At 44.6% G+C, this 14,773-nt stretch carries 9 protein-coding genes; 6 read left to right on the top strand and 3 right to left on the bottom strand.

Annotated features, from left to right (window positions below):
• The first annotated feature begins 406 nt into the window (after positions 1-406).
• The gene (gene pulA, locus ViNHUV68_RS18900; protein ID WP_391090683.1) at positions 407-6,451 is read left to right on the top strand and encodes a pullulanase-type alpha-1,6-glucosidase; all 6,045 of its coding nucleotides are present in this window, start codon (positions 407-409) and stop codon (positions 6,449-6,451) included.
• Between the two features lie 74 nt (positions 6,452-6,525).
• On the opposite strand, the gene ViNHUV68_RS18895 is transcribed toward pulA, so the two are convergent.
• Positions 6,526-7,083 (bottom strand): PhnA domain-containing protein, encoded by a 558-nt coding sequence (locus tag ViNHUV68_RS18895; RefSeq protein ID WP_391090682.1) that lies wholly within the window; start codon positions 7,081-7,083, stop codon positions 6,526-6,528.
• Positions 7,084-7,346: 263 nt separating this feature from the next.
• Between ViNHUV68_RS18895 and ViNHUV68_RS18890 the strand changes: the two genes are divergently transcribed.
• The gene (locus ViNHUV68_RS18890; RefSeq protein WP_391090680.1) at positions 7,347-8,429 is read left to right on the top strand and encodes a site-2 protease family protein; all 1,083 of its coding nucleotides are present in this window, start codon (positions 7,347-7,349) and stop codon (positions 8,427-8,429) included.
• A 63-nt stretch (positions 8,430-8,492) separates the two neighbouring features.
• On the opposite strand, the gene ViNHUV68_RS18885 is transcribed toward ViNHUV68_RS18890, so the two are convergent.
• Positions 8,493-9,278 (bottom strand): M48 family metalloprotease, encoded by a 786-nt coding sequence (locus ViNHUV68_RS18885; RefSeq protein WP_391090678.1) that lies wholly within the window; start codon positions 9,276-9,278, stop codon positions 8,493-8,495.
• A gap of 92 nt (positions 9,279-9,370) precedes the next feature.
• On the opposite strand from ViNHUV68_RS18885, the gene ViNHUV68_RS18880 reads away from it, so the two are divergent.
• The 4 genes from ViNHUV68_RS18880 (at position 9,371) to ViNHUV68_RS18865 (ending at position 12,091) form a co-directional block, all read left to right on the top strand.
• On the top strand, positions 9,371-9,823 hold the full coding sequence (locus ViNHUV68_RS18880) for a hotdog fold thioesterase (protein ID WP_038176569.1): 453 nt from the start codon (positions 9,371-9,373) through the stop codon (positions 9,821-9,823).
• A complete protein-coding gene (locus tag ViNHUV68_RS18875; RefSeq protein WP_391090676.1) occupies positions 9,820-10,053 on the top strand; it encodes a DUF3389 family protein in 234 nt (77 codons plus the stop codon). Before ViNHUV68_RS18880 ends, ViNHUV68_RS18875 begins: the two co-directional genes overlap by 4 nt.
• Before the next feature lie 77 nt (positions 10,054-10,130).
• A complete protein-coding gene (locus tag ViNHUV68_RS18870) occupies positions 10,131-11,825 on the top strand; it encodes an SgrR family transcriptional regulator (RefSeq protein WP_038176567.1) in 1,695 nt (564 codons plus the stop codon).
• 14 nt (positions 11,826-11,839) lie between these two features.
• Positions 11,840-12,091 (top strand): hypothetical protein, encoded by a 252-nt coding sequence (locus tag ViNHUV68_RS18865; protein ID WP_038176565.1) that lies wholly within the window; start codon positions 11,840-11,842, stop codon positions 12,089-12,091.
• Between the two features lie 445 nt (positions 12,092-12,536).
• Here ViNHUV68_RS18865 and ViNHUV68_RS18860 read toward each other — a convergent pair whose 3' ends face one another.
• The gene (locus ViNHUV68_RS18860) at positions 12,537-14,669 is read right to left on the bottom strand and encodes a TonB-dependent hemoglobin/transferrin/lactoferrin family receptor (protein ID WP_391090673.1); all 2,133 of its coding nucleotides are present in this window, start codon (positions 14,667-14,669) and stop codon (positions 12,537-12,539) included.
• Positions 14,670-14,773: the final 104 nt, after the last annotated feature.

Below are 14,773 nucleotides of genomic sequence, written 5' to 3'. Positions count from 1 at the left end.
TCAAATAGACGATTTTAGAAAGCCAGCCTTGTTGCTGGCTTTTTTGTAGGTGCAATTTGTCGCCACGCTTTGGTTACGTTCACCATTGAGTTCGATTTAAACTTTGGCACAGTGTCATAATTCTCATCAATAAGACACGTTGTGCTATTGCTACAGTTTCTCCTTCATCTCCTACTACAAACTGTCACACAACTCACTAAATAGCGCCAAATCTAGTAATTTCATGATCGCTATGGGTGTGCTTATTGTGATCTCAATACAAGTTATTTTTCTCATCCCCACGCTCTACGCCTTCCGAATCAAAAAGATAGGATGAGGTAATCATTCTAAGTGAACTTATAACGTTAGCTTGAGTTGTTACGACTCACTCATAAACAAGAACGTGAATTAATAACGGATTAATATAATGAACATCAAGCTAACAAAACTCAGCCTTGCTATGGCATCGCTAGGATTGCTTGCCGGTTGTAATGATCAACTAGACGTCCAAGTAATGGATGGGTACATAGATAATGCCCAAGTGTGGTTAGACATCAATGGTGACTTTACCTATAGCAATCAAGAGCCATCGGCAATAACCGATCAAAATGGGTATGCTTCCATCTCCTTAAGTGGTTTAACCAATGATGAACGTCAAGCATTACTCATCGCTCAGGTTAAGCGTGGCCAATCAATCGACAGTGATATTCCGGGTGTCACTGCGGCGCGTGATTACGCCATGCTTGCACCAGCAGATAGCACTTTGATTACACCTTTTACTACCTATATTTCATTGCAAATGGCGAGCGGACTTAGTGAGAAACGCGCAACCAACAAACTGCGTCGTTATCTACACCAACCCAAGCTGCGCTTGGATAGCGATTACCTCGCCCAAAACAATCTGACCCTTGCCGCGAGCGCAAAAGCATTGAGTCAAATTTTACCCAGTGATTATCAACAGCAAGACCGCCAACTGATCCTAAATCGGTTGGAGCTGGGTATCAAAGTACTGGGTAAAGAGATCAAACGTCAAAAGGGTCAGTTGAATAATATCACGCTGTATTTAGATGAGGCAGGACAGCCAGTCATAGGTATCGATAGCGATGGTGACGGCGTTGCCAATCAAATCGACCGTTTTCCTCACAATTTTCAAGAATCAGTCGATTCTGATAACGACGGCATTGGCGACCACGCCGATTTTGATGATGATAACGATGGCTTTAGTGACTTAAACGAGTGGGCGGAAGGAACCAGTCCATACGATGCCAATAGCCAGCCGGCCGACTTAGACGGTGATAAAATCCCCGATCGGCTCGATCAAGATATCGATGGAGACGGGTGGAGTAACGATGATGAGCAGCGACTAGGCAGTGATCCGTACTCCGCAGCGAGTCAGCCAAGTGATTACGACAGTGATGGCATTGCCGATGCTGACGACCAAGACATAGACGGCGATGGTGCGATTAACCAGTTTGATCTCTTTCCTAAGGATCGCTTTGAAAGTCGTGATACCAACGGCGATGGGCTCGGTGATTTTGCCTCAAGTGATGACGATGGTGATGGTATTCCTGACTCTATCGACCCCAATCCTAGCAGCCCTGATAATACCTCGACGCAACCGGCGCCACATTACCAACAAGCCGTGATTTATTATCGACGTGCCGATGGCAACTACACCGATTGGGGATTGCATCTATGGAATAACGACAGCTGTGATGCCATTGATGAGCAAGCACTAGAAAACGTTGCTTGGGATAATCCTCTGACGTTTCAAGAAATTGATCCTGAATTTGGCGCCAAATTTGTTGTCTCTTTAAAAGATAATCATGGTTCGTGTATGAACTTTATCGTCCATAAGGGCAATGATAAGGCTCTTGGAGGGGACGATCTGAAAATAGAGTTCTCTAAAGGCAATACGCTCTACACTACCCATGGCAATTCAACACTCAAATATTCACCAAACGAGCAGAGCGTTGTAACGTTATCAGGTGCGGCAGCGCACTGGCTAAGTACTGATACATTGGCATGGTTCGATCATTCGGCTGCTGCGAGCTACCAACTGTGGTCGACACGCGATGGCGCTGGTGATATCAACCAACCGCAGCAATTCACTAAGTATGACATGTTGCTTGCTGGTCAAATCGACAACACTAAATACCCACATCTCAATGGTCGCACGCAATTTTCGCTCGCTATCACCGAACAACAAGCAAAAGCGATACTACAAGGTCAGCTGATTGCCGTCGCTCTCGACCAAGATGGCGAACCTTTGGTTGCAACTCGCGTGCAAATTCCGGGCGTCATTGATGAGCTATACACGGCGGGAGAAAACGACGCTGACGAAGCCAAACTCGGCAGTTGGATTGAAGCTGAAACCGCGAATTTTGCTTTGTGGGCACCAACCGCGCAGCTGGTTGAACTCTATCTCTATGATAACGAAAAAAGCCTATTGCCAAGCTCACCAGTCGCGATGACTCGAGACTCTCAAACCGGCATCTGGCATTACCAAGCAAGTAGCGAGCTGGAAAATGTTTTCTATCGCTATCGTGTTAAGGCCTACCACCCTAAAACTGACCACGTTGAGTGGATGATGGCAACCGACCCGTACTCTTTGTCACTCAGTACATCGAGTTTGCACTCACAACTGGTTGATCTGAGCTCAGCGCCAACCAAACCGCATGGTTGGGATACTCAACCTATTCCTGAACTCGATAATCCAGAAGACAATATTATTTATGAACTGCATATTCGCGATTTTAGTGTCAGCGATAGCAAAGGTTCGCGGGCACGTGATGGTAAGTATGGTGCCTTCTTGGAGCAAGAAAGAGAAAGTGTTCAGCAACTTGAAGCGCTTAGTCAGGCAGGCTTAACTACGATTCACTTATTGCCAAGTTACGACTTAGCATCTGTCCCTGAAGACGAAGCGAAAACCGTCAATTTACATGATAGCGTTGAAAAGCTCTGTACGATCAACCCTGAAGCGACCTTATGTAGTGACGGAACCAGCCGCAGCTCGACTATTATTGAGCTGTTAGAGCAGACGGACCCAAGCACGGGTGAAGCGCAGGCTCTCCTCGCCGACATTCGCCCATTAGACGGTTTCAACTGGGGTTACGATCCTTTCCATTATAGTGCGCCAGAGGGAAGCTATGCGGTATCAAATGATGGTACTGACCGCATACGCGAATACCGCGAAATGGTACAGAAACTCCATCAAATGGGATTCCGTGTAGTACAAGACGTGGTATACAACCACACATACTCATCAGGTCTGTACGACAAATCGGTACTTGATAAGACGGTTCCGGGTTACTACCACCGTCTTAACCCAATCACAGGCGCGGTCGAAAACTCTAGCTGTTGTGACAATACCGCCTCTGAAAACCGCATGTTCGAGAAACTGGTTGCCGACAGTGTCATGATGTGGGCGACAGATTACAAAATCGATGGTTTTCGTTTCGACCTGATGGGTCATTTAATGAAATCAAGCATGCTACACATCTACGAAAAAACCAAACAGGTTGACCCTGATACTTGGTTTTATGGGGAAGGGTGGAACTTTGGTGAAGTCGCCAACGGCCAACGTGGCGAGAACGCAACACAATGGCCAATGGCAGGAACGGGGATCGGTACCTATAACGATCGACTGCGCGATGGTGTTCGTGGTGGCGGTCCATTCGACAGTGGTGATGCGCTGCTGAAAACTCCAGGTTTTGCGAATGCAGGCAACCGCTTTGATGATGCGTTAAAATCGAAAATGGATCTGATCCGTTATGGTATGGCGGGTAATTTACAAAACTATCCACTTGAAACCTACAGTGGCAGCGTTGTGTATGGCCGAGACTATCAATATGGTGGACAAGGCGCGGCTTACACTCTCGATCCTCAAGAGTCGATCAACTATGTATCGAAACACGATAACCAGACATTGTGGGATTTCAACCAATATAAAGCCGCCGCTGAGGTTAGCCCTGCGGACCGAGCAAGAATGCAGATCGTTGGTCTATCAACTGTCATGCTTGGCCAAGGGGTGCCTTTCTTGCATATGGGCTCTGAGTTATTACGCTCGAAATCGATGGAGCGTGACAGCTATGACAGCGGAGATTGGTACAACAAAGTCGATTTCAGTAAACAGTCCAATAACTGGAACATCGGTTTACCACGAGCGGATAAAGACCAAGCCAATTGGAGCGCTATCCAATCCGTCATCAAAAACCCTAACACCGTTGCTTCTGCCGCCGATATCGAGTGGACAGACAGCGCGTTCAAGACGTTGTTACAGGTTCGTGCCTCGACACCTCTACTAAAGCTGATCACAGAGCAAGAAGTGATTGATCGAGTGCGTTTCCACAACACTGGCAATCAAGCGTTACCGGGATTGATTGCGATGTCAGTCAATGATGGTGTTTCTGTCGGTGCGGATCTTGATGACAATAACGATGCGATCATGGTCATCATCAATGCTAACACTTCATCGCAACAATTGACGGTGGCTGGGGCGCAAGGTTTTGAACTGCATAGTGCTCAGCTTAATTCAGATGATCCACAAGTTAAGCAGGCAACATTCAACAATAGCACCTTTACGGTACCAGCCTTAACGGCAGCCGTGTTCGTACAACCGCAAAATGGTACGCAAGGTGAGGGGCTAACTAGCAGCACAGAACCAGTTGATGTTGCACCCTACGGCAATACTAACGTCTATGTTCGCGGTTCAATGAATGGCTGGAGCACAGATAATGAGATGGTCTACAGCGGTGATGGTCTTTATACCTTTAATGGCTATTTCACTCCTGGGACGTATGAGTTTAAGCTTGCATCAGAGGATTGGAGTAGCGTCAACTTAGGCTTTACTGCATTTGCAACGACCCAGGGGATGGTAAGTATGCAAGACGCAGGTAACGGTAATATCCAGATCACGATTACTGATCAGGGCGTTTATCAATTTATCCTCGATGCCAACCAAGTAACATCGTTGGGGTTAGAAGTGGTTGATAGTCAACTTGATTATGGTTGTTACGCCGATAATAACCGTGCTTGTGACCTACGCATTTACCAAGTGATGTTGGAATCGTTCGTCGATAGTGACCCTAATCATGATTATGGTGTTGGTTATGGCAATTCGCACCACAATGGCGACTTGCAAGGAGTCATCGACAGTTTAGATTATATTGCGAATCTTAATATGAATGCACTCTGGTTAACGCCAGTGTTTGATTCATGTGCAGGTCAAGGGACTGATGATAAGCTTGATGCAACAGGCTACTTTGCTTGTGACTACTTCAACGTTGACCCTAAATTTGGCACCAACGAGCAGTTAAAAGAACTGATTGATAAAGCCCATGCCAAAGGTCTATTCGTATTTCTTGACGGCGTGTTTGGCCATACACATATCAATGGTGTTAAAGCCTCTCCAACAGGTAAGTTACCTTCACTAACATCCAAGCAAGGTTACCCAGGACAATATGTTACTTATCCCAACCAAGACAGTGAGGCTTTCTTTACTGAGGTCGCAACTTACTGGATTGAGCAGTTCGCTATCGATGGGTGGCGACTGGATCAAGCCTATCAATTGCCCCTAGAAAGCTGGCGTAACATTCGTAATGCGGTAGAAAAGGCTGCAAATGACAACTTGGTTGCCGGTAAAGAGTGGGGAACGCTAGGGTATATGGTCGGTGAGGCTTGGAGCGGCGCTGACGAAATTACCCGTACAATATATGGCAGCGATAGTGCACCAGGTTTAGCATCGGCGTTTAACTTTCCGCTTCGTTATGGATTAGTTCAAGCACTGGCAGTTGAAGAGTCGGGCGCTAAAGGTAACGCTCGTGCGCTAGATGCCAGTTGGAATAGTCGATCTAATTCGCCTTATCATGCAATGCCAAATCTAATGATCGGTAATCATGACTTAGTGCGTCTAGGCGACTTAATTCAACGTGGTCAACTAGGTGATTATGCAAAACGCCACAAAGCCGCTTATAGTTTTCTTGCTGCCTATTCAGGGCCAATTACACTTTACTACGGTGAAGAGATTGGTGACGAAGTCGCAAACTTTGCCGCGAAAGTCAGTACTGATTGCGTTGACCAAGGGCTATGTGATGATCACGTTGCACGTTCGAGCGCTAAAATCGAGGGGGTGACAACAAGTACACTTAGTCCGGAACAAGCGGAATTGAAGGCTTATCTAAGCAAATTGATGGAGATACGCAGCCAATATCCAGCCCTTTATGCTGGTGAACGTCGCAATCTTTGGCTTGATGACGCGCTTTACGCCGACTTAAAGGTCAACAGCAGTCAACAAATTATCTACGCGCTCAATACCGCGGATACACCACGCACATTGGCGATTGATTTATCGCGCTTGAAAACCACAACGCAGCTGGTCGATTTGCTCAGTGGCGAGGTGATTGATCTGACTGATACTGGTAACCAGATTTCGCTTCCAGCCATAACGGGCAGACTGTTACTGGTAAAATAAGCTGATGAAACAGCAAATAAAAAGCGCTCTTGATTGAGCGCTTTTTTTAATACTCGATTTAGTTCAGCAAGAAGTTACTTCTTACGAGTAAACTCAGCAATCACGTACATAGACTGACCGCCATTGGCTTTACCTGAAACCAACTTAGGATCATTACCGATGCTGATACCACGGATAACCGTACCTTGCTTGATAACTTGGTTAGTACCTTTCACTGGCAGGTCTTTGATTACCGTTACGTCGTCACCTTTTTTAAGTTCAACGCCGTTGCAATCGAATGGTTTGTCGTCAGCAGACATCCCCGTCATTGCCCAGTTCATTTGATCTTCTTCCATGTACATCATGTCTAGCGCGTCTTGCGCCCAAGTTTCACTGTTTAAGCGAGTCAGTTGGCGCCAAGCCGTGACCTGTACCGCAGGTACTTGGCTCCACATGCTATCGTTAAGGCAGCGCCAATGGTTAATGTCTTGCGGATCTTCAATCTCGCCCAAACATTTATCACAAACCATAATCGCGTAATCTACTGTCACATGGCTGTGCGGAGGAACAGCAAATGCCGTTAATGGTGCTTCAGCAGCACATAGTTCACATTTTGATTGGCAGCGTTCTAGCATAGTTGCTTCAGAAGACATAATGGACTCACATTTCTTAAGGTATTAATAACGGCGGTTATTATGCACTTTATCTTCCGAAAATAAAGGGCTTTACTCATTTGCACCACATTAACAGCATAAAAAAGCCTATTATCCACCCGTCGATTAAAAAGCAAACAAAATCATACGATTCATAGGGTTAACAAGAGTGACGGTGTCACGCAATGACCATTTACTTTACCTGCTTAGACTTGGTAGGCATAATCTGCAGCGTTGTTATATCAAATTAATAGGTCAATAAGTTGCAATTACTCTCCATCGATTTGTTAGGCAAGCCATTACGCTTAGAAGGCTCGCTTGCCGGCTGGCAACAACTCTATTGGGATAACCAATTGGTTTCTCAGCTTGACGCCGATTCAGATCGCCAAGCGCAAACTGAGCATCAGTTTTCATTGTTAAGCGGTGATAAAGAACTGAACTGTCGTTTAGAGACGCGCTTAGTATGGCAACCGTTCTCACTAGAATTTGTCGCAACCGTCAACGGTGAAACCATTCTATCTGGGCAGCGAAACAGTAAAGATATCGAGCAACAAGTGCCATTTAACCCACCAACGCCTGAGCGCAAATTCAGTCTAATTGGTTTGGTTTCGCTGGGTATGAAAGCGCTTAAAAGTGCCAAACTGATCAAAGTGGTACTTGCTTCTGCCAGTTTGGCGGCATATTCATGGTTATTCTCGTTTCAATTTGCCTTAGCATTGATTGCTTGTTTGGTGTTTCACGAATATGGCCACGTGCGAGCGATGAAATACTTTGGTATGAAAACGAAAGGAATTTACTTAGTGCCATTTCTGGGCGGATTGGCTCTGAGCGATGAGAAAATAAATACCCGCTGGCAAGACGTAGTTATTTCGATTATGGGCCCGATGTTTGGTTTGATCTTATCGATCCTTTTGCTGGTGGCTTATTTAGTCACTGGTGAGATGTTCTTTGCCGGTCTTGCGGTCTTTAATGCCTTTCTCAATCTGTTTAATCTATTGCCAATCCTACCGCTTGATGGGGGCCATATTTTAAAGAGCATTAGTTTTTCAATGAACAGCATTGCTGGTATTGCTTTGTGCACCGCAGCGGCGGCAGGCGGCGTTGTGCTGAGCTATTCATTGGGCTTAACACTGTTTGGCTTTTTGTTGATTATGGGGATGTTAGAAGTCGTCATTGAATGGAGAGGACGCCACCACAGCCATCTATTACCTTTAGACAGGTATGGTCAAATTATTTCAGCAATCTGGTACGTCGGTCTTGTGGCTGGCTTAATTAGTATTATTTGGTTCTTTGCTTCTACTGGCGATGAACTTTTGCGCTTACCTCTGTTAATTCTTGGCACCTAGTCGTGAGTTAATTGCAGAATGTAAAAAAGGGAACCTCGGTTCCCTTTTTTGATTTTAACTGATTTAGCATTTGGGTCTTGGTACGTTGTAATTTGGCAACGCGTTAATCTTGGCCGATAAGTCTTGAATACGAGTTCGGTGCGATGGGTGAGTAGACAATAGTTCTGGGGGCTGACTTCCGCCTGATGCTTTGGCCATGTTCTTCCATAACTCAATACTTTGCTTAGGATCGAAGCCCGACTTAGCCATCAACTCAAGGCCAACAATATCCGCTTCTGACTCTTGCGTCCGGCCATATGGCATCAGCACTCCATATTGCAAACCAAGCCCCAACGCAGACATAGTGACATTACGATATTGTGCATATTCAGTAGACCCTAATGCGATATTGGTTAGCTGTAAGCCTGCATTGGCCAATTGCGACTGTGATAGGCGCTCATTACTATGATCCGCTAAAACATGGGCAATTTCGTGCCCAATCACCGTCGCGAGTTGGTCTTGATTTACCGCCACATCAAGAAGCCCCGTGTAAACGCCAATTTTGCCACCGGGCAGCGCAAACGCATTGACTTGTTCACTATCAAAAACCACCACTTCCCAACTCGTAAATCCGGGTAACTGAGGCACATGTTGAGTGATCGAGTGCGCCACACACTGTACATAAGCATTTTTATGTTCATCTTGACTCACGGCTTGCTGCTGCTTCATCTGTTCAAATGATTGCGCGCCTAAACTGTTCATATCGGAGTTCGAAAATAACAATAATTGATGACGCCCCGTAGTAGACGAAGTACACGCCGCGATCGCCAATGACGCGGCGATGGTGGTCATCTTTAACCAGATTTGCATTGAATTCTCCGTTTCCAGTGCAATTTGACAATGGGTCAATGATAACATTAGGTTACAATCCTTGTTAACTGAAGATAGCAACGAGAAACAAGATGACTATTTGGAAACGACCGATTGACTTAGACGCGCTCAATCAGACCTCTAAAAATACCCTTATTGAACACCTAAACATCATCTACAGTGACGTTGGTGACGATTATATTTCGGCTACCATGCCCGTCTGTTCGTTTACTCACCAACCTCTAGGTATGTTACATGGTGGAGCATCGGTTGTACTGGCTGAAACGCTGGGGTCTTTAGCTGCCAACTTCTGTGTCGATAAAGACAGCTATTGCGTAGGACTTGATATCAATGCCAACCATGTCCGCTCGATGCGCAGTGGTAAAGTAATTGGAACTGCCAAACCTATTCATCTGGGCGTGTCCACACAAGTGTGGCAAATCAACATCACAGATGAACGTGGACGACTCGTCTGCACCAGTCGATTAACCATCGCAATCAAAAAACACAAAAAATCGGCATCTACAATGGCGGCGGCAGTATGATTATTCCATTTAGCGGTGGAAAGGTGATTGCCTCTGCGCATGAGGTCGTTATCAAGCTTGACGGTGCACACATGGTGTCTTTACAAGCTCAAATCGATGCATTATCTCTAATTGGACGTGGCGCCAATGTCATTGCTGCCCATGGCAGTGAAACCACTTGGTCGATCAAACTTGATAATGAACAGCAATTAAGCGAACTCGCCACTCAAATTGGGCTCAAGATACAATAATCTTCGACAGCACTTGATCAACATCATCTAAACGGGGAAAATTCAACTCATAGTATATCAATTGAGATTTCCTCTTTATGAGCAGTCCCCGTTTACGTGTCCAATTTGAAACCCTATTCGAACACTACAAAGGCCAAGACAGTGGTGTGCAACTAGAAGATATCACCGGCATTTTATTTTGTACTCGTCGTAACGCACGCATTGTTCTCAATAAAATGGAAGAAGAAGGTTGGCTGGAGTGGCACCCAGCGCCAGGTCGCGGCAAACTCTCTCAATTGATTTTTAAGCGTAGTCGCTCAGATGTGAGTGAGGCGCTGGCTCGTCGTTATCTCGAAGAGGGTAAAATTGGTCAAGCGCTAAAAGTACTTGATAATGACAGCGCCAAGTTAGCGCAAGTGGTTGAAAGTTATCTTGGCGTGGTTCATCAAGAAGGGCAGCAGGTAGTACGGTTACCCTATTATCGACCGCTAACTAACCTCAACCCAAGTATTCAGATGCGTCGTTCTGAACTGCACATTGCCCAACAGATCTTCAGTGGCTTAACCCAGCTTGATGAGCAAGAAATGCTGCAACCTGACCTGGCCCATACCTGGGAAATGTTGAATCCGCGTCAGTGGCGTTTCTACATTCGTCCAAGTGTCCGTTTTCATAATGGAGACTTGCTTACAACAGAGATGATTGTTGATTGTTTTAGTAAATTGAAACATAAGCGACTATTTTCCCATATTGAGCGAGTCGACACTCCCGGTCATTTGATTGTTGATGTTCATCTCAGCCTAGATGATTATAAATTACCGCTTTTATTGGCAGAGTCGTGCGCCAAAATCGTGCTACCTGAAGAGCGTAGGGCAGAGAACTTTGATTTATCACCTGTCGGGACCGGACCGTATAGAGTCGTACAAAACGACGATAAACGTCTGGTTTTGCAAGCATTTGACGGCTACTTTGGCTTTAGGCCTCTGCTTGACCGAGTTGAAGTTTGGGTTATCGATGAAGCCTATTCATCGATGGTTTTTCCAAGCTTAACAAAACCTATCAAACCTGAAGTTGTTAATTACAGCGACGAGGTAGCGCTTGATCCTGGCAGTACCCTATTGCTGCTGAACAGAAAAAATGGATTAGCGGCATCAGATGATTGGGCCAACTATTTTAGTCAGCGATTAAACTCCCTAAACCTCTACCAGCAACTACCGCAAGACAAAATCGTCGAGCTCGGCGTATTGCCTGCACTTGGATTGAAGCCGGGCTGGTATCACCATATCCGCAAAGGAGTTGCGACACCACCTGCCTATCGCACAGTGACAGTGGCTTATCATGCTCAACATCCTATGTTTCCAACTTTAGTCAAGGGGATCGATTCTCTATTGAAACAAGACGGATTAACAGTGCAGCTAATTAAATATGAACTGACAGTAGAGAACACTGAAGAGGTTGATATTTGGATTAAACCGATGGGAATTGCCACCAATCGAGACGACGCATTGGCCGGGTGGCTATTGAATTACAGTGACATCGAAGCGTTAAGCCGTGAACAAGATTTTAATTATTGGACTCAAGTCGTTCAACAGTGGCAAGCAACAGAAAATGCGCCATTTCCAGCCAAATTGTTGGGTCAATCACTAGTAGAGAAAAAACAACTTATCCCAATGTTCCATTGTTGGTTAGGGGTAAGTAAAGATCATTGTGGTTCATTACAAAACGCAAAATGCAATGCGCTAGGCTGGTTCGATTTTAGCAAGGTTTGGGTAAAACCAGAGCCAACAGAACAGTAATTATTGGAGCGACTTTGGCTAAGCCGAATAAGAAACAACCGACTAAAACCGTTGAAATTTACTGCGCAAAATGTAAAACCAAACTGTTTAAATACCGAAAAGGCGGTAAAGGGGCGTTAGTAAAATGTTTTAAACAACGTATCGTCGAAGACTACACAGAAATCACTTGTTTTTGCCCTAACTGTGGGGTTGAGTTTGCACGCGATACCTTGGTTCGCGGAACGCCTGCCTACAAAATTATTGGTGGTAAAGTGACAGTGAAGTGACGTGTTTTTAGCATAAAATTCTCACCAATACCTTGAGGAATAACGTAACAGAAATTGTTAAAAATGGACGACTGATAGCGATATTTGATCTGAGTCGATAAAAAACGTAAAAATCTCGTTAAAGGCTATCATTGTTTTTTTTAAGTGCTAGAATATCCGCAGTTTCTTTTCGGTTTTTCCAACTTTACGTTAAGGGTTTTATAATGGAGCTAGGTCTAATCATCACTTTCATCGTTGCAGCAGCTGTAATGGTAAAGAAAGAGATGGCATCAGCTAAATAATCCACTTATTCATTCCATTTTTGTTAATCTTTTTGATGAATTCGTGCTTGAAAAAACTCCTTAACTGGAGTTTTTTTGTATTTAACCTATTAAAATCTAACTTTATTTATTATTAAATGTAAAAAAACCAGCCTTTCGGCTGGTCTGATACGCTAAGACTTAAATTAGAAGTCATATTTAACAGTAACCGCCCAGTTTCTGCCTGGTTGAGTTAAACTCTTATCTTCGGTTCCCGTAATTCCTCTAACATCATTCCAACGATAATACTCTTCATCTGTGACATTAAATAAGCCAGTTCGTAGAGTCAAATCCTTCATTGGTAAGTAGTAAGCTGTCAAATCGACAATCGTGGCACTGTCAATTGGCAGTGATTTACCGCTCGATGTCGTACTCTCTTGACTGATATCTTTTTCTTTTTTACTTGCCGTGTAGTTAAGCGTCAACGAGGTTCCCCAATTAGCGCTTGGCGCGTCATAATTGATCCCTAGAATGGCATTCCATGGATTGACACTATTGAGTGCTTTTCCTTCACCGTCTTCACCTTCAGTGTAAACCCCAGCAATGCGAGTACTGATGCCGTTGATAGGTAAAACACTGTCCCAATAGAAGGTATTTCCGACTTCAAAACCTTTGATTTTGGCTTTGTTAATGTTGACACTTTGATTGATGTCTAGACCACCGTCATTACGCACCACCTGACTTTCAATAAAGTTATCGTAGTCGCTATAAAAGAGTGATATTTCGGAACTGGAAAGTTCGCTATTGTGGCGCCAACCAAGTTCATACGAAACACTTTCTTCTGCCTTCAAATCAGAGTTAGGTATATTGATGTAGCCATGCATTGGGTTTCCGTATGAATAATAGAGCTCTTGGAAATCAGGCGCTCGGAACCCTTGAGAGATCTGTCCATAGACCTTGTTTTGATCATTGAGGGCATAAGTGGCACCAAGGCGACCAGTCACCGCAGAGTCAGAATACGTCGCGTATGTTTCTGGCGCATTACCGCTTGGGTTACTGCTTGTATCTCCCGGCTTAGTTTCATAAGAGTCAAATCTTAATCCAGGCGTGAAAGTAAAGTTGTCATAGGTTATTGAGTCTTGCAGGAATAATCCGTATTTTCGTTCCGCTGCACTTGGAACGTAATAAACCACTTTGTCTGCGGAAATCGAATTATACTCGGTATTGATATTATCAATATCCTTATCAGAGAACGAAGCACCATAAACAAAGTAATGTTCAAAAGCACCAAGGCTCAATTCTTTGTCAAACTGCGCATCCAGTTGATAACCAGAGTCTGAATATAGATAGTCTTTTTTCTGAACATTACCTTCTGGCGGAAGAAACATACTTCCACCTTTAGACGTACGATTCGTGAGACCATTTTCGTCTTTGTCTAGCCAATCTACTTGCCACGTAATTAGATCAGCAAATCGCGCGTCGATATTCCATATGTGCTTGAAGCCAATTTGGCTTTGTTCGGTAACGTCTTCGCCTGTGTAATTGGTGTAACTGCTACTTAAGAGTTGAGTGTCTCCACTGTTATGCAGATAATTGCCAGTAAATTCGACGCGATGGTCAGGGTTTACCTGATACTGCAGTTTTACTAACAGGTTGTTATTTGCGAAGTCTTGGATATCAGGCTGGCCGAAGTTTTCAACTTGCTCGCCATCACGCCGAGTATATGCCACTAACGCCTCTAGCTCTCCAAAACGTTTAGCCACAGCGACCGACTCAGAGAATGTGTTATCTGCGGAGGAAAAATTAAACTTAGCATGTCCACCAGTTTCACGACCTTTGAGGAAATCTTCAGGATCTTTTGTCTCAAAAGCAACAATACCGCCAATTGCATCTGAGCCATAGAGTGAAGAGGCAGACCCCTTTACCACTTCAGCAGATTTCAGCATGTCAGTGTCAAGATCAACCCGGGATGAGTTGATAAAGTTATAGCCTTGAGCGCCACTTGGAGAGAATTGATTACTTTGCGCCACACCATCAACCAGTACTAATACACGGTTGCCTTCCATTCCTCGGATGTTTATACCTTGTATACCTTGACGTGAGTTCGTTTGCACCGTTACGCCTGGGGTATACCTAAATAAGTCTTCCACACCGGTAGTCATGTTGTGTTCGATCTCTTCATCAGATAGAACATCAACAGAAGCGGCAATATCTCGAAGTTGTTGATTGGTTCGTGTGGCGGATACCACAACTTCGTCAAATAGGGCATACTCTTGTGCGTATGCGGTTGACGTTAAAGCGAAAACAATTGAAGCTGACAATAGTGAACGTTTATACATTATGAGCTGCCTTAATCCATAAGTCGTTGTTATTAGGATAGGCGGCATTCTATTTGATCTTAATGATAATTACTATCGTTTGCATTCGCGTAATGGTTTTGTTT

Source organism: Vibrio sp. NH-UV-68 (assembly GCF_042940635.1).
Classification (GTDB): Bacteria; Pseudomonadota; Gammaproteobacteria; order Enterobacterales; family Vibrionaceae; genus Vibrio; species Vibrio pacinii.
The sequence above is the reverse complement of the archived record's forward strand: the minus strand, read 5'-3'. Positions and strand labels throughout refer to the sequence as shown.